The organism is Pseudomonas sp. NPDC087346 (assembly GCF_044744235.1).
GTDB lineage: Bacteria > Pseudomonadota > Gammaproteobacteria > Pseudomonadales > Pseudomonadaceae > Aquipseudomonas.
This window is the reverse complement of sequence record NZ_JBIUXX010000028.1, coordinates 5,366-27,521: the sequence shown is the minus strand read 5'-3', so window position 1 is coordinate 27,521 and position 22,156 is coordinate 5,366. Positions and strand designations below refer to the sequence as shown.

Annotated in this window: 17 protein-coding genes and 2 pseudogenes (1 of these 19 only partly in view); 7 read left to right on the top strand and 12 right to left on the bottom strand. The window is 60.3% G+C overall.

From position 1 onward, the window contains the following. Positions 1 to 56 precede the first annotated feature (56 nt). A complete protein-coding gene (locus ACIOZM_RS17595; protein ID WP_401216075.1) occupies positions 57 to 518 on the top strand; it encodes a TadE/TadG family type IV pilus assembly protein in 462 nt (153 codons plus the stop codon). Continuing rightward, on the top strand, positions 515 to 3,268 hold the full coding sequence (locus tag ACIOZM_RS17590; RefSeq protein ID WP_401216074.1) for a PAS domain-containing protein: 2,754 nt from the start codon (positions 515 to 517) through the stop codon (positions 3,266 to 3,268). Before ACIOZM_RS17595 ends, ACIOZM_RS17590 begins: the two co-directional genes overlap by 4 nt. Here ACIOZM_RS17590 and ACIOZM_RS17585 read toward each other — a convergent pair. The 5 genes from ACIOZM_RS17585 to ACIOZM_RS17565 form a co-directional block, all read right to left on the bottom strand. Beyond that, positions 3,265 to 5,265 carry a pilus assembly protein TadG-related protein gene (locus ACIOZM_RS17585; RefSeq protein ID WP_401216073.1) on the bottom strand — a complete coding sequence of 667 codons (2,001 nt, stop codon included), beginning with the start codon at positions 5,263 to 5,265 and terminating at the stop codon, positions 3,265 to 3,267. The two genes, ACIOZM_RS17590 and ACIOZM_RS17585, sit on opposite strands and share 4 nt — an antisense overlap. Positions 5,266 to 5,522: 257 nt before the next feature. Beyond that, positions 5,523 to 6,080, bottom strand: a complete 558-nt coding sequence (locus ACIOZM_RS17580; RefSeq protein ID WP_401216072.1) for a DUF4136 domain-containing protein — start codon at positions 6,078 to 6,080, stop codon at positions 5,523 to 5,525. A gap of 52 nt (positions 6,081 to 6,132) precedes the next feature. Continuing rightward, positions 6,133 to 6,744 (bottom strand): DUF4136 domain-containing protein, encoded by a 612-nt coding sequence (locus ACIOZM_RS17575; RefSeq protein ID WP_401216071.1) that lies wholly within the window; start codon positions 6,742 to 6,744, stop codon positions 6,133 to 6,135. 12 nt (positions 6,745 to 6,756) lie between these two features. Next, positions 6,757 to 7,506, bottom strand: coding sequence for a methyltransferase domain-containing protein (locus ACIOZM_RS17570; protein ID WP_401216070.1), 750 nt, complete (start codon positions 7,504 to 7,506; stop codon positions 6,757 to 6,759). Beyond that, entirely contained in the window at positions 7,506 to 7,808 is a 303-nt protein-coding gene (locus ACIOZM_RS17565; RefSeq protein ID WP_007951009.1) for a MazG-like family protein, read from the bottom strand. Before ACIOZM_RS17565 ends, ACIOZM_RS17570 begins: the two co-directional genes overlap by 1 nt. A 244-nt stretch (positions 7,809 to 8,052) precedes the next feature. On the opposite strand from ACIOZM_RS17565, the gene ACIOZM_RS17560 reads away from it, so the two are divergent. Beyond that, positions 8,053 to 8,346, top strand: a complete 294-nt coding sequence (locus tag ACIOZM_RS17560) for a hypothetical protein (RefSeq protein WP_401216069.1) — start codon at positions 8,053 to 8,055, stop codon at positions 8,344 to 8,346. A gap of 160 nt (positions 8,347 to 8,506) precedes the next feature. Then, a complete protein-coding gene (locus tag ACIOZM_RS17555; protein WP_401216068.1) occupies positions 8,507 to 9,856 on the top strand; it encodes an MATE family efflux transporter in 1,350 nt (449 codons plus the stop codon). Here the strand turns inward: ACIOZM_RS17555 and ACIOZM_RS17550 are convergent. The 7 genes from ACIOZM_RS17550 to ACIOZM_RS17520 all read right to left on the bottom strand — a co-directional run bounded on the left by ACIOZM_RS17550 (position 9,809) and on the right by ACIOZM_RS17520 (position 17,413). After that, positions 9,809 to 10,726 carry an alpha/beta hydrolase gene (locus tag ACIOZM_RS17550; RefSeq protein WP_401216067.1) on the bottom strand — a complete coding sequence of 306 codons (918 nt, stop codon included), beginning with the start codon at positions 10,724 to 10,726 and terminating at the stop codon, positions 9,809 to 9,811. The genes ACIOZM_RS17555 and ACIOZM_RS17550 overlap by 48 nt on opposite strands. Before the next feature lie 18 nt (positions 10,727 to 10,744). Then, positions 10,745 to 11,539 carry a DUF4123 domain-containing protein gene (locus ACIOZM_RS17545; RefSeq protein WP_401216066.1) on the bottom strand — a complete coding sequence of 265 codons (795 nt, stop codon included), beginning with the start codon at positions 11,537 to 11,539 and terminating at the stop codon, positions 10,745 to 10,747. After that, the gene (locus ACIOZM_RS17540; protein WP_401216065.1) at positions 11,536 to 12,867 is read right to left on the bottom strand and encodes a type VI secretion system Vgr family protein; all 1,332 of its coding nucleotides are present in this window, start codon (positions 12,865 to 12,867) and stop codon (positions 11,536 to 11,538) included. Before ACIOZM_RS17540 ends, ACIOZM_RS17545 begins: the two co-directional genes overlap by 4 nt. 233 nt (positions 12,868 to 13,100) lie before the next feature. Continuing rightward, positions 13,101 to 15,014 carry an arginine decarboxylase gene (gene speA / locus ACIOZM_RS17535; protein WP_401216064.1) on the bottom strand — a complete coding sequence of 638 codons (1,914 nt, stop codon included), beginning with the start codon at positions 15,012 to 15,014 and terminating at the stop codon, positions 13,101 to 13,103. 219 nt (positions 15,015 to 15,233) lie between these two features. Beyond that, positions 15,234 to 15,605: a translation initiation factor Sui1 gene (locus ACIOZM_RS17530; protein WP_401216063.1), complete on the bottom strand. Its 372-nt coding sequence runs from the start codon at positions 15,603 to 15,605 to the stop codon at positions 15,234 to 15,236. A gap of 179 nt (positions 15,606 to 15,784) precedes the next feature. Beyond that, positions 15,785 to 16,342, bottom strand: coding sequence for an NUDIX hydrolase (locus tag ACIOZM_RS17525; protein ID WP_401216062.1), 558 nt, complete (start codon positions 16,340 to 16,342; stop codon positions 15,785 to 15,787). Between the two features lie 3 nt (positions 16,343 to 16,345). Next, positions 16,346 to 17,413, bottom strand: a complete 1,068-nt coding sequence (locus tag ACIOZM_RS17520) for a DUF2333 family protein (protein ID WP_401216061.1) — start codon at positions 17,411 to 17,413, stop codon at positions 16,346 to 16,348. Positions 17,414 to 17,837: 424 nt separating this feature from the next. On the opposite strand from ACIOZM_RS17520, the gene gcbA reads away from it, so the two are divergent. The 3 genes and pseudogenes from gcbA to aroQ form a co-directional block, all read left to right on the top strand. Further along, complete coding sequence (gene gcbA, locus ACIOZM_RS17515; RefSeq protein ID WP_401216060.1) at positions 17,838 to 19,508, top strand: diguanylate cyclase GcbA; 1,671 nt, start codon at positions 17,838 to 17,840, stop codon at positions 19,506 to 19,508. Positions 19,509 to 20,999: 1,491 nt separating this feature from the next. Beyond that, a pseudogene (locus ACIOZM_RS17510) lies at positions 21,000 to 21,506 on the top strand (methyl-accepting chemotaxis protein); the annotation flags it as partial. Between the two features lie 241 nt (positions 21,507 to 21,747). Further along, a pseudogene (gene aroQ / locus ACIOZM_RS17505) lies at positions 21,748 to 22,156 on the top strand (type II 3-dehydroquinate dehydratase); its annotated part runs 29 nt beyond the window's last position; the annotation flags it as partial.

Genomic DNA, 22,156 nt, shown 5'->3' with positions numbered 1-22,156 from the left:
TTTGCTGAATGATTCTATGCTGAGAGTACGCAGTGACTGTCAGGGTAGACGCACTCATGAAAACCGGCTTTCGGAAGTCGCAAAAAGGTGCGGTAGCGATTGAGTTCGCACTGGTGTTCGTCATCTTTTTTGCAGTGTTTTACGGCTTGGTCAGCTACAGCTTGCCATTCGTGATGATGCAATCGTTCAACGAAGCCACATCCGAAGCGATACGCCGCAGCGTGGCGGTCGACCCGACGATCCCCAACTATTCAACCGTGGTGGTGAGCACCGCGAACGCCGCCCTGACCCAGCAATTGTCGTGGGTGCCGCCAGTGTTCAATCTGGTGATCGGCACAGACACCAGCACGGTATTCGCCACCGGGGGAACCAACGGCCCGAACGGCACATTGACCGTGACGGTGAACTACCCGGTCAGCAAACTGAATCAAGTCATACCGTTTCTGGTACTGCCGGGAATCGGTAGCGTGCCCAGCCTGCCCACCACCCTGACCGCCACGTCGAGCCTGCAATTTTGACGGCGGGTGACAACCTCTTCGGGCGCCTGCTCAAACGCACGCACACTGCGGCATTCGACCTGCCCGACGCACTCGGTTCGCCGCCAGTGGGGTTGAGCATTTTCATGGACAGCGACGGCGGCGTCCTGCAAATGGCCGGCCCTTTGCGGCATCTGTTGGTGCAACAGAAGCCACACGGTCAGCCCTTGCCGCTGAACACCTATTTACGCCCTCACAGCACACTGGCGATTCATGGTCGCCCGCTGGACTGGCAAGGGCAAATGCTCGATCTGGATTTTCCCTGCCTCGGCGAGCAGACCTTGCACCTGCGCGGCTGGGTGTTGCCCTCGGGCAATGGCTGGCTGCTGCAATTGCTCGATATAAGTGACCTGCTGCTCGAACGCCAGCAATCACGCCATCGTGAAGCCTGCCAATTGATCGCCGGGCAGATCAGCGAGCAATTGCGTGCTTGCAGCCAGAGTCGCTTGCCCGTGGTGGTCAGTGAACAATTGCAGGTGCTTGCCCAGCGCTGGCATATCCCGTGTATCGCCCTGGCGCTGCTCGATGAAGAGGAACAAGGCTGGCAGATTTATCGCCAGTTCCGCGCCCACGATGCACCGACCTTGTGGCATGACGGCCAGCAACTGGGCACGCCACTCGACAGTTTGAACGGCAGCGCGCCGCAACGTGTAGGCGCGCATCATGGCCTTGATGAGCACACACGGGTACAGAGCCTGTTCGGCAGCTCCGACGGTTTTGCCGTGCCTTACAGCGATGATCGCGGTGTGGTGGCCTGGTTGCTGTGTGGTTTTTACCCGGCGGATCACGCCATGTCGTATCTGGCTGATCGCGACTGGATGCTGCTCGCCGGCGCGCTGGCCGGGCCGCTGCTCGCGCGCTTGCGCGAGCAACAGCATCATCAGCAAATGGAGCGTCTGGAGTCGCTGCAGTTTCTGCTGGACACCGGTTGGTGGGAAATTCTCGCTACGGGCGAGCACATCCAGTTGGCACCGTCGCTGACCACAGCCCTGCATCTGGAGTCTTCGACGCAAACGCTCGAAGACTGGCTCGCACTGATCCACCCCGCCGACCGTGAAGAGTTGCGCAGCCGCTTGCATGCGCTGCAACAACAGGGCGAAACCCTGACCCTGAGCGTACGCCTGCACCAGCCAGACGCCGGGCAGGCACCCGTGTGGTATCGCGTGCAGGGGCAAGTCGCTGGCAGTGGCAGTCAGCGGCGACTCGTCGGCTTCATGCTCGACATCAGCGACATCCAGAATCAACAGCAACTCGCCGCCGCTGCCCATGCACGCCTGGATAATCTGATCGCCAGTTCGCCGGCAGTAATTTATGTGCAGCATTACGTCGAGGGTGCATTGCTCCCGACATTCTTCAGCGCCAGCCTGCAACCCTTGCTCGGCTGGAGCCTCGCCGATTGCGCTGCCGGCGCGCTGGTGCAGTTGGTCCATCCGGATGACCGCGATCTGTATTTCGAGCGCACTCGCCAGTTACTGCGCGAAGGCTCGGTGCGCGCACGTTATCGGCTGCGCGACAGCTCCGGGGCCTATCACTGGCTACTTGATGAGGCGCGCTTGCTGCGCAACGACCTCGGCATCCCGGTGGAAGCGGTCGGCCTGTGGCTGGACGTCACCGAAGCAACGCTGGCCGCCGAACAGGTCAAGCAGAGCGAAGAACGCTATCGAATTCTGGTGGAAGATTCGCCGGCGATGATTTGTCGTTATCGCCCGGACCTGACCCTGACCTTCGGCAACAAACCGTTGGCGACTTATCTGGAATGCACTGCCGAAGAATTACCGGGGGTCGATCTGGGCAGCTGGATGTCCGATGAGCAGCGCGCCGCGTTCGTGCAGCGCCTGTCGTTGCTGACGCCTGAGTTGCCGGTAAGCACTGCGGAAATCAGCCTGCAATTACCGGGACGCGAACATGCCTGGTGGGTCTGGTCGGATCGCGGCGTGTTTGACGAACAGGGGCAACTGATCGAAGTGCAAGCGGTCGGCCGCGACAACACCGAAGTGCGCCGCTCGCAGCAACAGCTCACGCAAAGCGCAAAAATGGCCACCCTCGGCGAGATGGCCACCGGTCTGGCCCACGAGATCAATCAACCGCTGAACGTGATGCGCATGGCCATCGTCAACGTGCTCAAGCGCCTGGGCAACGGCGATGTGCAGATCGATTACCTGACCGACAAACTCAATCGCATCGACGCCCAGGTGCAACGCGCGGCGAAAGTGGTCGATCACATGCGCGTGTTCGGACGGCGCTCGGAGATCGAGCAGCAACTGTTCAACCCGGCCTCGGCCATCGAAGGCACGCTGTCACTGCTGGCCGAAGGCATGCGCGGCAAAGGCGTGGATCTGCGCATCAGCGAGACCGGATTTGCGGTGCAGGTGCGTGGTTATGTCGATCAACTGGAGCAGGTGTTGATCAACCTGATGGTCAACGCCCGCGATGCGCTGCTCGGTAAACGCGAGAATGATTCGGCGTTCAAGCCATGGATTTCGATTTATGCCGAACGTGATGAGCAGAAGGTGCGGCTGTGGGTCGAGGACAATGGCGGCGGTATCGACCCGCGATTGCTGGAGCGGATTTTCGAGCCGTTCTTCACCACCAAACCGGTGGGCGTCGGTACCGGGCTGGGGCTGTCGGTGAGCTACGGGATCATCGAGAACATGGGCGGATTGTTGAGCGTGCGCAACTCGGTGGAAGGCGCACGCTTCTGCATCGAATTGCCCATCGCGCCGGACGCTTAGATAACCAGATAAGCCTTGCCGGTCTGGCCGCAGGTCATGTTGGCGCCGACATCGACGTCCATCAGGTTGATACCCAGCAGATTGAGCAGATTGTTCAGCAACGGGTCGAGCAACGGACTCAGCAGGTTGGTGATCAGCGGCTGAAGAATCGTCGTGACTGCGCTGATCAAACCCGCCACGCCGGCCACGATAGACCCCAACGGATTGCTGCCCAGCGGTTTGTAAACAATCAGATTGATGCCAGCCAGCGTGTTTGCGAGGCTATTAACGATATTGCTGCTGGGGGCGGCAGAGATCACGCTCGGCGGCAGTTTGAGATTGGCCGGCGTAGCGAATGGGGTGCTGCTGGAATACACCAGGTCCTGAGTGTTTTGCGCAACGCTGGTATTGACCATGATCGCAATGCCCCCGGCGCCGTATTGAACATGCGTGGACTCATCGCAACTGCCGATCCCCAGAATCTTGTGACAGGTGACCGTGCCGAGATCGACCAGCGGCAGCGGCGTGACTGTCGGCTCGGCAACCGAAGAAAAGGCGTTGGTCGGGTCGATCTTGCCGACCTTGAGGTCGGCGATGGAGGTGATGGTGTGGGCTGTCAGGCTTTTGGTGCCGGTGGTTGCGGTCGTCGGGCAACTGTAATCGGTCACGTAGCTGATGGCGCCACCGGCATCCAGAGCGATATCGATTTCCGGGGACGGCAGCAACAGTGGATCAAGTTGTTCGCAACCGGCACCGAGCAGGCAACCGACCGAGTTCAGCGTGGCGACCAGGTTCAGGCTCAGCAATGCGTTCAGGGTTGGAGTCAATGTGCCGACCAGTCCGAGTACGGCGTTGACCAGCCCGGTCACGCCCGTCAGCACTGGCAGGTTCACCGAAAGCAGCGTGCGAATCTGCGCCGTGCGCACATAGATCTGATTCGGCCCGGTGGGGTTGGCCTTGGCCAATGCCGGATCACCAATCGCGGAGAACTGCGGCGGCTCGATCACTTTGACCCGCACCGTGACATTCGCCAGCCCCAGCACGTTGATCGGTAGCGTCGCCGCCACTGCGCTTTTGCTGTTGGCCAACTGGATCACGCCCTGAATCAGTTGCAGCAATTGCAGGTTGGCATCCAGCCCCGCCGCTATGGTGCCGGTCTGCAATTGCAGAATGTCACCGAGCTTGATCGGCGCCGCGTTGATCGCAGCTATTTGCAGATTGCCCAGCGCAGTCATCACATCTGCCGTCGCGCCGTTGAGTTGCACCACCGTCGCCGCTGCCTGAATCAGTTGCGTTACCGTGGCCTGGGTGTTGAGCAACTGGGTGTAATTGCCGGCGGCCACGTTGAGATTGATCGCCAATTGGTTCAAGTAACTGAGCAGATTGACATCGGTATTGAGCAGCCCGTTCCAGCCCAGCGCCGAGAGGTTGACGCTGCCTCCGAGCAGCCCGGAAAAAACCGAGTTGAGAATGCTTGATTGAGCCGTGCTGATGTTCACCAGCGTACTGCGGATGTTCAATTGCGCGACCGTCGGTTGCGGCTTGCCCGCGACAGCAAAAGCGTTGAGCGTGGTGTTGAGACTGACCGGTGCGCCAGTGAATAACGCCTGCACACCGCCGGCAAAACTGGTGGTCACCGTACGACTGGCGACGACTTTTACGGCCACCGCCTGGGTCGCATCGACGGTAAAACTGCGCAGCCCGGTGGCCGCTGTCACTAACGTGCCGCAGGTGGTGACGAGGGTATTGTTGGTATCGACGGTGAAGCCATTGCGCACCGCACTTTGGCCCACATAAGTGGCGGCGGTCAGGCCGGGCAGGCAATTACCCCCGCGACTGATGGCTTCCAGTGCGGCGTTATCCACCACACGCTGCAACTTGCGCTGTTCCAGGTACAACCGGCCGGTGTCGACCACCAGCAACATCAACACCAGCGCCAGACTGAGGGTGGCAGCCGCCATCAAGCCGATAGCCCCGCGTTGCCGGGTCGGGTCGTTGAACTGCGAACGAGGCGACATGGCGCACTCCTTTGCCGGCGCACTGCCGAGCGCTACCTCCATTGGTGAGATTGAGTGTAGACACGGTCGGGCGGGACTGCTGGTAACACACCAACCGACACAGCACATTCCCCTGTAGGAGTGAGCCTGCTCGCGATAGCGATGTGTCATCCAATACTAATTTGGCTGAAACGACGCCATCGCGAGCAGGCTCACTCTTACAAAGGAAACGGAGAGGCGAAAAAAGGGAGCTCATTAGCCCCCGTTTTCAAACCGCGTTAGCGCGGTGGATAGTTGGAGAGGATGCGCGTCACGGTTTCGCGGATGGCGTTGCTGCGGTCCGTCGGGTTCGGCGTGCTGCTGAGCATTTGTTCATCGCTGCCGCGCCACACCAGTTTGCCGTCCTTGCCGTCGAGCAGGTCGATCTGAATGGTCGCGACCTTGTAGGTGATGTTGCGAGTCTCGTTGTACATCGGCGCGCCCCAATAACCGTTCCATGGGCCGCCCCAGCCGCCGCCATAGTTGGTGGTCACTTGCTGCTGGCGATCCTCGACAATCAAGTAAGTCTGCACACTCAAATCACCCTTGGCGCCCGCAGCGGCGGGACGCAGGCCACGTTGATCAAGCTGATCGGTGACGGCCTGACGGATGCGTTGCTCGGTCAGGTCACTCTTGATCCGTGGATCATCGGGGCGATATTGCAGGGCGGGGTCTTTCCAGCTCCAGTTGCGATAAGCGGCAAAGTCGCGGCTGGCATCGAAGTCATGATTGACCTGATTGGCCGCACAAGCGCTGAGCAATGCGGCCATGGCGATTAAAGCGAGACGGCGGAACATGGGGTTTCTCCGGTTGAAGACATGAACCTGCGGCAGCTTCATTTGCAGGAAACTAACCCGGAGGATACGCCGACATGGCCTTTTCCACAGCCTGCCGAATCGCATCGGTGCGATCGATTTCGCTGCCCTTGTTGCCGGTTTCGGCGCTGGCACTCCAGACCGGTTGCCCGGTGCCGGCATCGAACAGATCGACCCGCACCACCACAACCTGCTCCTGATAAGTGCGCACCACGGGCACGCTGTTGTACATCCCGTAACCCCGGCCATAACGATCATAGCCGCTGTATCCGCCGTAATAGCCGGAGTCGTCCTGAATCTGACGCAAACGGGTTTCCAAGCGCAGATTGGCGCTGACCAACAGATCGGCCGGGCGATTGTCATGCAACGGACGCAAGCCGCGCTGGTCGAGGGCGTTGCTCACCGCTTCGGCCACTTGCGCCGAATCCGCCCATGCCGTGCCCGGTGGCAGTTGCCCGTTGAGCCAGGCCCAACTGCGGTAGCGGCCATAATCACGCGGTGGCGCCGGATACGCGCTGCGATCAAAGGTATTCGCGGCTTGCGGCGGCGCTGGCGGCAACGGCAGCGACTGCGCCACATACGGGTTGCTGCCTTCGCAGGCGGCCAGCCCCAGACAGATCAGCAGTAACCCGGATTGAGCTTTCATGTGGTGCTCCGATCAGACCGGCCGACAGATCCAGTGCAAATAACGCCCAAGTCCGGCGAAGCTTGGGTGACGACGGTGAGCAAGTTCCATCTCCAGCAAATCCACGAGTTCGGCGCGGGCCTGGAATTCCACTGGCATGTAGTCGTGGAAAACCCGTATCCCGCTCTGACTTTCGACCTGCCACATTCCTTCGAGTTGCGTCGCCAGTTCCCGTGGATCAAGTGGCATCTGCGGGGTCAGGCTCTGCTTCTCGCCGGCCATGTCGTTCTTGCGCATTTTCTTGAAATGGCCTTTGAGCAGGTTGCGGTAGATCAGCGCATCACGGTTGTAGAACGCCAACGATAGCCAGCCGCCGGGTTTGGTCAATTGATGCAGAACCGGCAGGATCGCGTGGGGTTCGGCCAGCCATTCGAGCACGGCGTGGCAGATCACCAGATCGTAGGGCTCGGTGAGCTGGCCGAGCAGCTCCTGCCACGGTGCCTGAATGAACGTTGCGGTTTGCCCGGCTTCGGCGAAGCGCTGGCGTGCGCCTTCAAGCATCGGTTCGGCTGGTTCGCTGAAGGTCACGTCGTGCCCGCGTTCGGCCAGCCACAGCGACATGTGGCCCAGACCGCCGCCGATATCCAGCACGCGCAACGGCCGATCCGGCAGCGCCTCGGCAAGGTCGGCCTGCAATACCGCGAGGCGAATCGCGCCTTTGGCGCCGCCGTAGATTTTTTCGGCGAAACGCGTCGCCAACTGATCGAAATGACGGTCACTCATCAGCTGAATCTCCGTTCACTGTCGGCGAGTTTGCTGCGCACCACTTCATTCATGTCCAGCCCCAGTTCGCTGCACAGCAGCAACAGATACAGAACGATGTCGCCGACTTCTTGCCCGGCATGCGCCAATTTGTCTGCGGGCAACTGGCGCGACTGGTCTTCGGTCAGCCACTGGAAGATCTCCACCAGCTCGGACATTTCCACGCTGGCAGCCATGGCGAGGTTTTTCGGGCTGTGAAATTGCCGCCAGTCATTGCGGTCGCGAATGGCATGCAGGCGTTCGGTCAGTTCAACAAGGTTCATCGGGCTCTCCTGAAGGGGTATAGCTTCGGGGGGAAGCCAGCCGAAGGCAAGCAGCGCGGCTGATCTTTTGCAGGAGTGAGCCTGCTCGCGATTGCGCGGTGTCAGGCAATGAAGATGTTGAATGTACGGCCGTCATCGCGAGCAGGCTCACTCCCACAGGGTTGAGGTAAAACCTCTATAGTTGCAGGGAACTCGGCCAGCATTGTTGCGGCCCAAGGCTCAGCTCTTTCATCAGGATGCACACATGCAGGTAGAAAGCTTTTTCGAATGGCTCGGGCAGGCGCTCGGTTCGGTCATCCGTTTTATCGTCGATGGGCTCAGCGGTCTGTTCAGCATTCTGAGCCACGCGGGCGGCAATTTTGTCGACGGGCTGGCCAAGACGTTGGGCATGGACACGTCGATCATCAGCATCATCGCGCTGATCGTCGGGCTGATGCTGCTGTGGTCGGCGATCCGCGCCTTTATGAACGCTTCGATCATTGCCGGGATCATCTGGCTGTTGCTGGGGTTGTGGTTGTTGAGCTGGATCATTCACTGACACCACCATTCCCTGTGGGAGCGAGCCTGCTCGCGAAAGCGTCGTGTCAGTCAATTGAAATTTGAATGACACACCGCCTTCGCGAGCAGGCTCGCTCCCACAATTGAACCGCTGCGTGGCTCGGATCTGCCGCTACAATGCCCGCTCCCAAGGAGCCCGCATGTCCAACCTGATCGCCGACTGGCGCGACCGCCCGACTCACCGTCGGGTCTGGGCGCTTGCCGCCCCCATGATCCTTTCCAATATTTCCGTGCCGCTGGTGGCGCTGGTCGACAGCACCGTCATCGGTCACTTGCCGCACGCCCATCAGTTGGGCGCGGTGGCGGTCGGCGCCAGCCTGTATACCTTTCTCGCCTGGGCGATGGGCTTTCTGCGCATGGGCACCACCGGCTTCGCCGCCCAGGCTGCCGGGCGCAGTGATGGTGCGGCGTTGCGGCAAATTCTGTTGCAAGGTCTGCTGCTGGCGATGGGGCTGGCATTGGTACTCGGCACTTTGGGCGTACCGCTGAGCGGGGTCGCGCTGCACTTCATGCAGCCATCGGCAGAGCTTGATCAACTGACCCGCGATTTCTTCCACACGCGCCTGTTCGGCTTGCCCGCCGCGCTGGCCAGTTATGCATTGGTCGGCTGGTTTCTCGGCACCCAGAATGCGCGGGCACCGCTGGCAATTCTGCTGACCACCAACCTGATCAACATCGTTCTCAATCTGTGGTTTGTCCTCGGGCTGGACTGGGGCGTGGTCGGTTCGGCGCGTGCCTCGGTGATTGCCGAGTGGAGCGGCGCCCTCCTCGGCCTCTTGCTGACGCGCAAGGCCTTGCGCGCCTATCCGGGGCACATCGCCTGGGCCGCGCTGAAGTTGTGGCAGAGCTGGCGCCCGTTACTGGCGGTCAACCGCGACATCTTCATCCGCAGCCTCGCACTGCAATCGGTGTTTTTCCTGATCACCGTGCAAGGTGCGCGGCTGGGTGATGCCACGGTCGCGGCCAATGCGCTGCTGCTCAACGGTCTGCTGCTGACCGCCCATGCGCTGGATGGTCTGGCTCACGCGGTCGAAGCGTTGTGCGGGCATGCCATCGGTGCGCGTGATCGTCTGGCCTTGCGCCGTTCTCTGGTTGTCGCCGGTGGCTGGTCGCTGCTGGCAAGTCTGGGGTTTGCCGCACTGTTCTTGTTCGCCGGGCATCTGTTCATCGAGATGCAGACCGACATCCAGAGCGTGCGCGATACGGCATTCATCTACTTGCCTTATCTGGCCGTACTGCCATTGATTGCGGTATGGAGCTACTTGCTCGACGGTCTGTTCATCGGCGCCACCCGCGCTCGGGAAATGCGCAACGGCATGCTGCTGACGGTACTTCTGCTGGCGCCCTTCGCCTGGGCGCTGCAAGGGCTTGGCAACCACGGCTTGTGGATAACTTTCCTGCTGTTCATGGTGTTGCGCAGCCTGACCCTCGGCGCACTGGCCCTATGGCTGCGGCGCAACGATGGCTGGTTCAGCGGTGGCGTTCACTGAGTCAGGGGTGTGCCTGACGAACGACACCACCTGATCGAGCACTGGCGCCAGCCGCCGCAGCGGACGTGACAGGGTCGCGACCAGCGTCACATGACTGGGGCGCGAGTAATACAGGTCCTGCACGGGCACCCCGTATTCGCGCAATTTGCGCGCGAGGCCGCCGGTATTGCGTACCGGATTGACCAGATCATCCTCATTCGCCGCGATCAGCAAGGCCGGTGGCGCGCCGCGACTGACGTGGTTGATTGGCTGTGATTGCGGCGGCGAATCCGGCCAGAAAAACACCGGACGCACATCGGGATTCTTGATCGGCAAAAAATCGTAAGGCCCGGCCAGACCGATCCAGCCGCTGATATCCGCCGGTGACATTCCCACCGCATGCAACAGATCCGCATCCAGTGCCAACATTGCCGCGTTGTAGGCGCCAGAACTGTGGCCCATCAGGTACAGACGCTGCGGGTTGCCGGAGTATTCGCGGATGTGCGCCTTGGTCCACGCCACGGCCCGGGCACCGTCTTCGAGAAACAGCGGATAACGTACCTGCGGGTACAACCGATAATCCGCCAGCACCGCATAAATCCCTCGCGACGCCAGCGCCTCGCCGACAAAGGTGTAATCCTCGCGGGCGCCGCTGTTCCAGCTCCCGCCGTAGAAAAACACCACCACGGGCGCATCTTCCAGCGGATGGCGCGGCACGTAAACGTCGAGTTTCTGCCGTGGATCTTCGCCATAGGCAATCCCGGCAGTTTTATCGAAGGTACTGTCAGGTGTCACCGCATTGAGGATTTTCACTGGCGAGCAGGCACTGACGCCGAGCAGCAAAAGCCCACCGAACACTGCCCCGAACCATTGCCGCAACGCGCCCGCCATAGGTGTCTGTTCTCTATTTCAAGGGTGATTGTTCTGCCAGTGTCGACGCAAATGCTCGAGTCGCTGTTGCTGGGTCAGACCGTCCGGCGTTTGCACCAGCAACGCCCGGGGATGCTGCAAGCGTAGCCATAACCAGTCATCCAGCACTGTCCTTTCGCTGAAACCCAGCGCCAGTCCTTGTTGAGCATGTGAGGACATTCGCGTGAAGTCGGTTCCCATCGATTGGCACCAGCACCAGATATGTCGCTCCAGTACGCAGGCTTGCAGGCGTTCACGCTGACGCCAGGTAAGACTTTCTTCGATGCCAAGCGGCTCGACTGTCCGCTGCGGATTGCGCAGTTGCTGCCAGCCCTGGCTGCCAATGGCCCGGTCGCTCCAGGTGCCGCCGAACCAGCGCAACTGATGGATCGGGCCGAGCCAGCGACTCAACTGTTCGGCATCGCAGGCATCGAAGAAATAGCTCGCGGTCTGACGATTGTAGTAACCGAGCAAGGCGCGGTGATTGAGTCCGAATGAGACCGTGAGCATGCGCCGCAAATGCTTCAGCAATGTCTGCGCCGGGGCCTGGCTGCCGAGCAACAAGCCGCGCCAGGTGTGCGGATCGCTCAGACACAGTGCTGCCAATCCCGGACAACCGCGCAAATCGACAAGTAACGGACCATGTTCACTGACCGGCTGAAACTCGGTTGCATCGAACAGCCGCCAACAAGCCACATCGGCAAAGGTTTGATGCAATGCGCTCAGGGCTTGCGGGGCTTCGGGAGCATCGAGCAACAGCCACTGCGCGTCTAGTTCGTGCGCCGCGCGGCTCATGCTGCGCCGCTCTGATCCAGCGCCGCGAGCAGTCGGCAACTGCAAACCGCTTCCGCGCAATGGCTGTAACTGCCGCCACCAGGTAGCAGGCACAGCAGCAATAGCGGTTCGGCAGACGTGAGCCATTGTGCAAAACCGGCGCTTGCCAGCGGGTCGGGAAGCTCATGTTCCTGGTGATCGTCAATATCTGCAATGACCGCAGACTCTTGCAATACACCGCTGATCACTGGCTGATCGGGGTCACCCTCAAGGAAACTCACCACCACCTCGACGCCTTCTTGCAGCGACGTCAGCGGCGTATCGGTCAGCGTCGGCGCGAGGGGCAGCCAGCAATGGCTGGGGGCGGCACCTTCGCCCTGATACAACCAGTCGAACTGCACCGCCACGGGCCGCGATTGATCGGGACGCGGCTCGTCGACTGTCACCACCCAGGCACGTTGCAGACTGTGCATGCGCGGCCGTGCACAAGTGCTGGCCGGCAACATTGTCGGCATCTGCGCGGCGCCACAGATCCGGTTGCTGTAAGACGGTTCAAGGGACAGATCGGCGCGATGTTCGACCCGGTTCAACAGCCAGTTGCGGTTGCATTCGGCAAGCGGATGACCGGTCAACGAAAGCCACTGACCGCTGCGCAAGTTCGACAAATCTGTGTGCCCATCAGCCGTGGGTGCCTTGCTGACCGTCGATGCATCCATCTGCATTTTCCAGCGGCGAATGGCCGGTAAGTCGCCCGCACGCTCGAAGTTCGCCACATCGGCCCTCGGCATGCGGGCCGGATCATCGACGAAGACCAGGCAATGGCCGTAGCGGCCATGCTCGAAGTAATAGTGGATGTGCGACTGCGCGCACAGACGCTGAACAAACTGCAGGTCGGACTCGCGGTACTGGGTACAAAAGGTACGCAGTGGATAATCATCCCGCAGATCAAACCGCCGTTGCGCCTCGACAATCCCGTGCTCCTTGAGCACCTGCAGCAGAATCTGCGGCACCGAACGGCCGCTGAAAATCCTCTGGCTGAAGCGCAGCTCCAGGCAACTCAACTTCGGCGCCAAGCGCACACGACACAAGCGCGAACCAAGACCATGCTCATGCTGGACAAGGCTGTGCAACTGCCCGTTCAGACCGTTTTGTGGCAAGCCGAACTGGAGGAACGCCGAGCGGTACAGCAGGCCGTCAAGATCCAGATGCGGGTCGCTGATCAACAGATCGATATCAAATGCAAAGGGCTCGCTGATGCCCTCGCTGCCGGTAAAAGCCAGCACCTCGAAGGAGTCGGGCTGACCCGCTACATCGAGACGAAACGAGGGCTCGTTGACGGAATCGAACATGGGCAGATCTCTACAGGAGGGGCGGCCGGGGATTCTCGCCGAGAGGCATGGCCGAGTAGAGTGCCCAAGTACAACTTAGGAAATGACCTACGCGAAAAGCAGACCACTTCGCCAGACTTGCCAGCAAGTCAGGTCGTTTCGCAGGAAAAAACAGAAATGTCGCACCGGGTTGTCCGAAATTTCCGCAGTGTGCGGAACAATTTCAGACAACCCGATTCGGCATAGACCGTGCCTCAGGAAGACAGGTAGGAGGAGCGGGTCAGGCCCAGGCGCAACGCATCGAGGAACTGGGTGCGCTCGCTAGGGCTGATGCGGGCACTGGCGCACTTGTCGCGGTAGTGAGTCATCAGTTCTTCCGGCGACAAGTGCACGTAACGCAGCATGTCTTCGATGGTGTCGTGGGTCTCGATACCGGCGTGGTACACGCTGCCGTCGGCGTTCTGGTAGATGTTCACCGAGTCGGTGTCACCGAACAGGTTATGCATGTCGCCAAGGATTTCCTGATAGGCGCCGACCAGGAACACGCCCAGCAGATAGTCCTCGCCTTCATTCAAACCATGTACCGGCAGACTGGTTTCGATGCTCTGCTCGTCGACGTACTGGTTGATCTTGCCGTCGGAGTCGCAGGTCAGATCCTGCAACACCGCACGGCGCAGCGGCTCTTCGTCGAGACGGTGCAGCGGGATGATCGGCAGTACCTGATCGATCGCCCAGGTGTCCGGCAGGCTCTGGAATACCGAGAAGTTGCAGATGTACTTGTCGGCCAGCTTGTCGTTGAGTTCGTCGAGCACCTGACGGTGCGAACGCTGACGCGCCTTCAACGAGTTGTGCAAGCGGCGGCAAACAGCGAAGTAGCACTGCTCGGCCAATGCTTTCTCGGCCAGGGTCAGTTTGCCGTCGGCGTACTGCGAAGCCACGTCGCTCATGTAGTGAGTGGCGCGCCAGTAGGTTTCGGTGACCATTTCAATGTCGGTCGGACCCAGCAGGTCAACCAGCCACTGCACGGTTTCCGGCAGGTTTTCCTTGTTCTCGATCTGCGGCACGTCGTCGTTATGTTTCTCGACGTCGGTCACCTGCACCACCAGCATGGCGTGGTGCGCGGTCAGCGAACGGCCGCTCTCGGAAAAGATGTGCGGGTGCGGCAGGCTCTGCGCGTCGCAGAACTCCTTGAGCATCCCGACCACTACACCGGCGTAATCGTCCATGTCGTAGTTGATCGAACTGGCGTTACGCGAGTGCGTACCGTCGTAGTCCACGCCCAGACCGCCACCAACGTCGATGTGATCGACCGGCAGACCAAGATTGCGCAGTTCGCCGTAGTAACGGATCGCTTCCTTGAAGCCGTGCTGATAGTCGGCCAGGTTGGCAATCTGCGAACCCATGTGGAAGTGCAGCAGGCGGATGCCCTGATCCAGACCGGCAGCGCGGAAACGCTCGACCACCGACAGCAACTGCGCCGCCGACAGACCGAACTTGGATTTTTCGCCACCGGTATCCGCCCACTTCGACGATGCCAGCGACGACAGACGCACGCGCAGGCCGACCTGTGGCTTGACCTTCAGCGAGGCAGCTTCTTCGATGACCAGACCGACTTCGGATTCTTTCTCGATCACGATGAACACGTTGTGGCCGAGCTTCTGGCCCATCAGTGCCAGACGGATGAACTCGCGGTCCTTGTAACCGTTGCAGACGATGGTGCCGCCCTTCGGCGCCAGTGCCAGCACTGCCAGCAGTTCAGGCTTGGAGCCTGCTTCCAGACCGATCGAAACGTCGCGGGTGGCGATGATGTTCTCGATCACTGCTTCCTGCTGGTTGACCTTGATCGGGTACAGCGCGGTGTACTTGCTCTGGTATTCCAGACGCTCGATATTCGCATCGAACGCGCCGGTCAGTTGGCGGACACGGTCTTGCAGGATGTCGGGGAAACGCACCAGCAATGGCAAGGACAAGCCGCTTTTGCGCAGCTGGTCAACTTGCTCGAACAGGTCGATAGGCGAGCTGCTCGGACCGTTCGGACGAACTTCGACGCGACCGGCTTCATTGATCGCGAAATATCCGGCCCCCCAATGGCGAATCCCGTAAACACTGCGGCTGTCCGCAACTGTCCATTGGCTTCCATCGTATTTAAGTGTTCGTCGAACTGACATAGAAGTCCCCTATAAAGAAGTCATAGTGCGTCGCCTGATCTCAGGCCGGCGCAGTCTAAAGAATGAAAATGACGGTTCGTCAGCGGGGCGGTAGACCGCGCTGACAGCGTTGAGTTTAGAAACCGGTCATGAACAGGCTCTGTGAAAACCATGGAGACGACGCCGGATGTGCAACTGTGCAGAGCCGGATCAAGCCGCAGGTGGTTTTCACAGAGGCTGCTAGCCGCCGGACTTCTTCGCTTTGAAACCGAGTTTGATCAGCTCAGCCAAGAGTAGCTCGACATGATCGCCCTGGATTTCGATGATCCCGTCTTTCAGCGCCCCGCCAGTGCCACAACGTTTCTTCAACGTTGTCGCCAGCTCCTTGAGCGGCTCTTCGGCCAATGGCACGCCGGTGATGGTGGTCACCGTCTTGCCGCCACGGCCCTTGCTCTCGCGGCGTACGCGGGCAATGCCGTCGCCGGCAGGGATCACGGTTTGTTTGCAGATACAGGCGTCCACCGGCTTACTGCATTCCGGGCAATGACGACCTGCGTCGGTGGAAAATACCAGGCCACCAAGGGCGGCGAAGGATGCGGCTTTTTTGGCCACCGGCAATCCTCTTGGGAGGACAAAGACTGATCGCAACCTTGGGCAAGGTTATCGACCGCGAAGCCCCACTCAGGCAGGGGCAGCGCTACTGCACCCGACACATTGTCCAGGCGCAGCTTGAAAAGGTCGCGCAGTGTAACGGCAAAAAGCGCAATTGCTAAGAGCCAATCAGCGCCAATTTATGCCTTCTTTGCGACGTCGCTTTGCTGAGCCTTGAGATAGCGCTTCAGGGCTGCCAGAGAGTCCGGGCAATAAGGCTTCTGCTCGATTTCGAGCATGACCTGTTCGACGGGAATAAAGCGTGCTTCGAGCACTTCTTCCGGTTGCAGGATCAACGGCCCGTCCCACACCGCAGAAAACGCCGAACACCACAGACGGTTGCCGGTGTCTTCAAAAAAGAAATGGTCATGAGCGGTCAGCTCAACGCCACTGACGCCCAATTCCTCTTCCAGCTCACGGGCCGCCGACTCGGCGTAGGTTTCAGTGGCCATCACCATGCCACCCGCCGCCACATCCCAGTAACCGGGATAGATCGCTTTGCTCAACGTGCGCCGATGCACGCAAAGCTCACCGGCAGAGTTGAACAGCATGATGTAAGTGCCGCGGCCGATCAGCCCGCGTTCGCGCAAATCGGAGCGCACCAGAGCGCCGAGCAGGTTGTCCTGCTCGTCGACCCAGGCGATGTGTTCGGCATCCGAGGCGGCACGGTGCGCCGCCTCTTTGGCGTTTTGGCTCATGTATCAGCCCTGATTGAGCAGTTGACGCAAATCGATCACTGCCGCGTTAGCCCGGGAAATGTAGTTGGCCATGACCAGCGAGTGGTTGGCCAGCACGCCGAAGCCGCTACCGTTGAGGATCATCGGGCTCCAGACCGGTTCCTGCGAGGCTTCCAGCTCACGGATGATCTGGCGCACGCTGACCGTGGCATTCTTCTTCGCCAGTACATCGGCGAAGTCGACTTCGATGGCGCGCAACAAGTGCGACAGAGCCCAGGCCTGACCACGAGCTTCATAGAAGACGTTGTCGATTTGCATCCACGGAGTCTCGACGACTTCTTCATCAACCTGCGGCACTTGGCCAACGGCCGGCACTTCGGTTTTCAGCGCCGTGTTGAGCTTGACCCGGCCAACACTCGCCGACAGGCGTTGCGACAGCGAGCCCAGACGGGTACCGACGTCGCCCAGCCAGTTGTTGAGGTTGTCGGCGCGGGCATAAAACAGCGCGTTTTTCTGTGTAGGATCAGACAGACGCGCCTGATAACGGCTCAGGGAGTTGATGCCTTCCTGATACTCCGACTCGGTGGACGGCAGAATCCAGCTCTTGTTATCGAAGTTGAAACGCGGCTCGGCCTTGGCCAGATCAGCGTCTTCAGCCGATTGCGACTGCGAACGGGCAAAGTCTTTGCGCAATGCGCGAGTCAGGTCACGCACCTGCACCAGCACGCCGTATTCCCAGCTCGGCATGTTGTCCATCCACAAGCCCGGCGGGAAGCGGTCGTTGGAAATGTAGCCGCCCGGTTTGTCCAGCAGCGTGCCAGCGACAGTCTTGAGGGTTTCGACGGTGGTGTAGCCGACGACCATCTGCTTGCCTTCTTTCTCGGCAGCGAGCTGGGCGTTTTGCGCGACCGGGAACAGCGCCGGTTCTTCGCTCCAGTACCAGCCAAGACCGATGGTCACCAGCAGGTAAATGCCGACCAATGTCGCCAGCGCACGGCTGAACAAAAGCCCGCCCACATAGCTGCGAGCGGCCGACTTGGGCTCGGCGGCACGTTCAGGCGCGCTGCCCGCGCGGTTCTTCCAGTCCAGCATGGCGATATCCTTTCAATCACTTGGGTTCAACGGTTCGACCACAACCATACAACAACGTGCCAAGGCCGGGCACCCGCCATTCAATAGAAGCAGCAAATCGATGATGCCGCATTCATCCGTGATGACTCTAGGGGATTCCCTGAGTCTGCGCTCCGACAAAGTCGAATCACATCAATCAATCGAAGATTGTCCCTTGCAACCCACTGACCCGCGCCGAGCCTCGATGAAACGTCTTCGAGCATGACCATGTCCCCGGCTCACGGGGACATCCACGACGACAAGGTCAAAAACAAAACCGCTCGGTCAGAAACTGAATTGTGTCGCACCGCAGATTATTGATGCATGACACTCGTCTAAGGGAAAAGAGGTGCTAGCATAGAGCCACCAGTCGATCTCAGCATGCAGCCTAACTAGTAGTCAGGATATGACCGAGCCAGAAGACCCCAGCCGTGAGCGTCTCAAGCACCACTTTGCCCAGCGGGTAATTCATCAGGCACGTCAGATTCTTGAGATATGGCAGCGCCTGCAACGCAGTGAGTGGTCCACCGCCGACCTCGCCGAACTGAGCGAGGCCAACCTGCGCCTGCTGCGTTTTGCCGAGCGTTTCGAACAGCCCGAGCACACGCATCTGGCCCGTCACATCAGCCAGTCGCTGGAAGCGGTGGACGCCAATCGCGGACGCCTGAGCAGTGGTCTGATTACTGACCTCAATCGTTTGATGCAGCGCCTGTCGCGCACCGGCCTGCGTCATGGCGACCAACTCGACCAGACCTTTCTGCCACCCCTGCGCAAACCGATTTACGTGATGCTGCAAGACCACGACCGTGCCGAACGGCTGGCCAAGCAGTTGGAGTTCTTCGGCCTTTCGGCGCAGGCGCTGGACAGTGTCGCGGCGTTTCGTTCGTCGATGGTCGAGCGCTTGCCTGCCGCCATCGTGATGGACGTCGACTTCAGCGGTGCCGGCATCGGCCTGAAACTGGCAGCCGAAGCCCAAGTGGGTCTGGAAGAACCACTACCGCTGCTGTTTTTCAGCCTGCACGAAACCGACACCCCGACCCGTCTCGCCGCAGTGCGCGCCGGTGGCCAGGAATTCCTCACCGGCACCCTCGAAGCTTCGAGCCTGCTGGAGAAGATCGAAGTCCTGACCTGCGTCGCCCAGTACGAACCTTATAAAGTGCTGATCATTGATGACTCTCGCGCCCAGGCCTTGCACACCGAACGCCTGCTCAACAGCGCCGGGATCGTCACCCGTACCTTGATCGAACCGATTCAGGCGATGGCCGAGCTGGCGGATTTTCAGCCGGACCTGATCATCCTCGACATGTACATGCCGGCCTGCACCGGTACTGAACTGGCCAAGGTGATCCGCCACAACGACCGCTATGTCAGCGTGCCGATCATTTATCTGTCGGCCGAAGATGATCTGGACAAGCAGCTCGACGCCATGAGCGAAGGCGGCGACGACTTCCTGACCAAGCCGATCAAGCCGCGACACTTGATCACCACGGTGCGCAATCGCGCTGCCCGCGCCCGCAATCTGAAAGCGCGGATGGTCCGTGACAGCCTCACCGGTCTCTACAACCACACGCATATTCTGCAATTGCTCGAAGACTGCTCGTTCCGCGCCCGCCGCGAGAACAAGCCGTTGAGCTTTGCCATGCTCGACATCGACCACTTCAAACGGGTCAACGACAGCCACGGTCATCCGATGGGCGACCGGGTAATCAAAAGCCTGGCATTGTTCCTCAAGCAGCGCTTGCGCAAGACCGACTTCATCGGCCGTTACGGCGGCGAAGAGTTCGCCATCGTCATGCCTGACACTGATATAGATGCCGCGCACAAGGTGCTCGACGAAATCCGTCAGCGCTTTGCCGAAATCCACTACCCGGCCCAGCCGCAGGACTTGTGGTGCACCTTCAGCGCCGGCGTGGTGGAGATGCGCGATGACTGCGACAGCCTGATGATGGCCAGCCAGGCTGACGAGGCGCTGTACCGTGCGAAGGATGGTGGACGCAATCGGGTGCAGACCGCGCGCGACTCAAAGCAAAGTGCCACTTTTTCATCGGATTCCACTGATTCGGTCATAACCCTGTAACAGAACCGCAATAAATTCAGGCGCTTACCATTTCTGCCGTTGGTAGCCGTCATGCGCCTGAAGTTGCTCACCAATCTCAATACTCTCCTGCTGGTCGCCGTCTGCGTGGCCCTCGGCGCCACATTGTGGTGGTCGCAAAAAGCCCTGGAACGCCCGTATCTGTTGATGGAGCGTTACCTGGGGCTGTCGCAGCAATTTCAGAATGACGTGGCACGCAACGTCGAGGATTACCTCGCCAGCGGCGACGCTCTGCGCCTGAGCAGCGCCAGCCAGGCCATCGATGGCTTGCAAAAGGAACTCGGCGAGCTGCCGCCAGCCCTCGCTGACACTTTGCGCCCTAGCCTTTCCGGCCTCGGAGAGTTCAGCAAAAGCGACCTGCTGGCCGCCGGCAAACTCGCCGGCGATCCACAGGCATTGCTGTTGCAGGCCGAGCGTGAATTGAGCGCGAGTCTCGACCAGCTCAGCACTTACGCCAACGGCAATGCCAGCTACCTGACGCCACTGCTCGCCGCCTCTCAGCATCTCGGCAAACTGTCGCTTGCGCGGGACAAACTGGTCAGCAGTGGGCGTAGCGAACTGGCCGCCGACGTTGAGCGCGAGGTGACCAACATCCGCGCTCAGGCCCAAGTGATCGACGCCCTGCCCTTGCTTGGCGTGGTCGCCAGCAATGAATCGAGCAGCGATGATTTCGCCGCGATGATGGGCATCGAAAGCACGGAAAAAGCCGCCACCGAAGATGCAGGTGTCGGCCTCAAGCGTGAACTCAACAGCCTGCTCGGGCGTTACCCGGCGGAGCTGGCGCGCACCCGTGAGCAGATCGAGAAACGCACTGAGCTGAGCACCGCCACCCACCTGAAAATCGCCGCCGTGCAGCAAGCCATTGCCGGCCTGGAGCCAGTGGTGCGCGCCCAGCACGGGCAAATCCAGAGCGAAGTGCGACTGATGCAAGGCCTGATGATCGGCCTGATTCTGCTGATCGCGCTGCTGATCGACACCTTGCAGCGACGTCTGGCCCGTACCCTGACCAACCTCGCACCAGCGCTGTCGACCTGGGCCGAGGGTGATTTCAGTCGTGACATTCACCTGGGCAAGACCAACCGCGAACTGCATGACATCGAAGCTTCGCTCAATCGTCTGCGTGCTTATCTGGTGGATCTGGTCGGGACCATTCGCGGCAATGCCGAACAAGTGGCGGGCAGCAGCCGCACCCTCGCCGAACTGAGCAACGACTTGCACAGCGGCGCCGAGCATCAGGCCGGTGATACGGCGCTGATTCGTGATTCCCTCGGCGAACTTGAGGCAACCATTCAGCAAGTGGCCGGCGACGCGCGGCAAGCGGCCGATGCCAGCCGCCACGCCGGGCTCGCCGTCGAGCACGGGCAAACCGTGATCGGCCAGAGCCTCACCGGACTGCACGCACTGGTGGGCGAGGTGCAAGGCAATGCGCAGATGATCGAGCATCTGGCAGAAGAGTCGGCAACCATCGGCGGTGTGCTGACGGTGATTCGCTCGATTGCCGACCAGACCAATCTGTTGGCGCTGAACGCCGCCATCGAAGCGGCTCGCGCCGGGGAAATGGGTCGGGGATTTGCCGTAGTCGCCGAAGAGGTTCGTTCACTCGCACAGCGCACGGCGGGTGCGACCGCAGAAATCCAGACGCTGATTGCCGGCCTGCAAACCGCAGCCCGGCAGTCGGTGGAGGGCATGCGGGCGCAGGTCGAACATGCCGAAGCCACGGCCAATCAGGCGCAGGCGGCGGACGGTGCGCTGGATAAAATCGTCGGGGCGATTCAGACCATTTCCGATACGGCGATTCGTATTGCCGATGTCACCGCCCAGCAAAGTGGCGCGGTCAGTGAGATTCGTGATCACAGCGAGCGGATTCACCAGTTGGGTGGGGATAACTTGCTGCGTATCGGCCAAGGTCGGGAACAGGGGGAGAATCTGCTGGTATTGGGCGGGCAACTGCATACAGCCGTTCAGGCCTTCCGCGTCTGACAAGTCGCCTTCGCGAGCAAGCTCACTCCCACATTGGAATGCATCCCCCTGTGGGAGCGAGCTTGCTCGCGAAGGCGACAGCCCCGGCACTTCAAATGACCGGATTTAATTGCTTGGTCACATATTTCGCGCAAACATCGGCCATCGTGCTGGCTATTGCATAGAACTGGACAGTCACAAAGTCTTTGCGGCATAGTCGCCGGATTCTGAACATTGCTCACCCATAACAAGGACAACGCAGATGGCAACGCTACTGGTGCTGCACGGCCCCAACCTGAACCTGCTCGGCACCCGTGAACCGGGTACCTATGGGTCGACGACCCTGGCGCAGATCAATCAGGACCTGGAGCGCCGCGCCCGCGAAGCCGGCCATCATCTGCTGTACCTGCAAAGCAACGCCGAGTATGAATTGATCGACCGTATCCACGCCGCCCGCGATGAAGGCGTGGACTTCATTCTGATCAATCCAGCAGCTTTTACGCATACAAGTGTCGCATTACGTGACGCGCTGCTGGCGGTGAGCATCCCATTCATCGAAGTGCATTTGTCCAACGTGCACAAACGCGAACCTTTCCGCCATCACTCTTACTTCTCCGACGTAGCGGTGGGAGTGATCTGCGGCCTTGGCGCCAGAGGTTATCGTCTGGCCC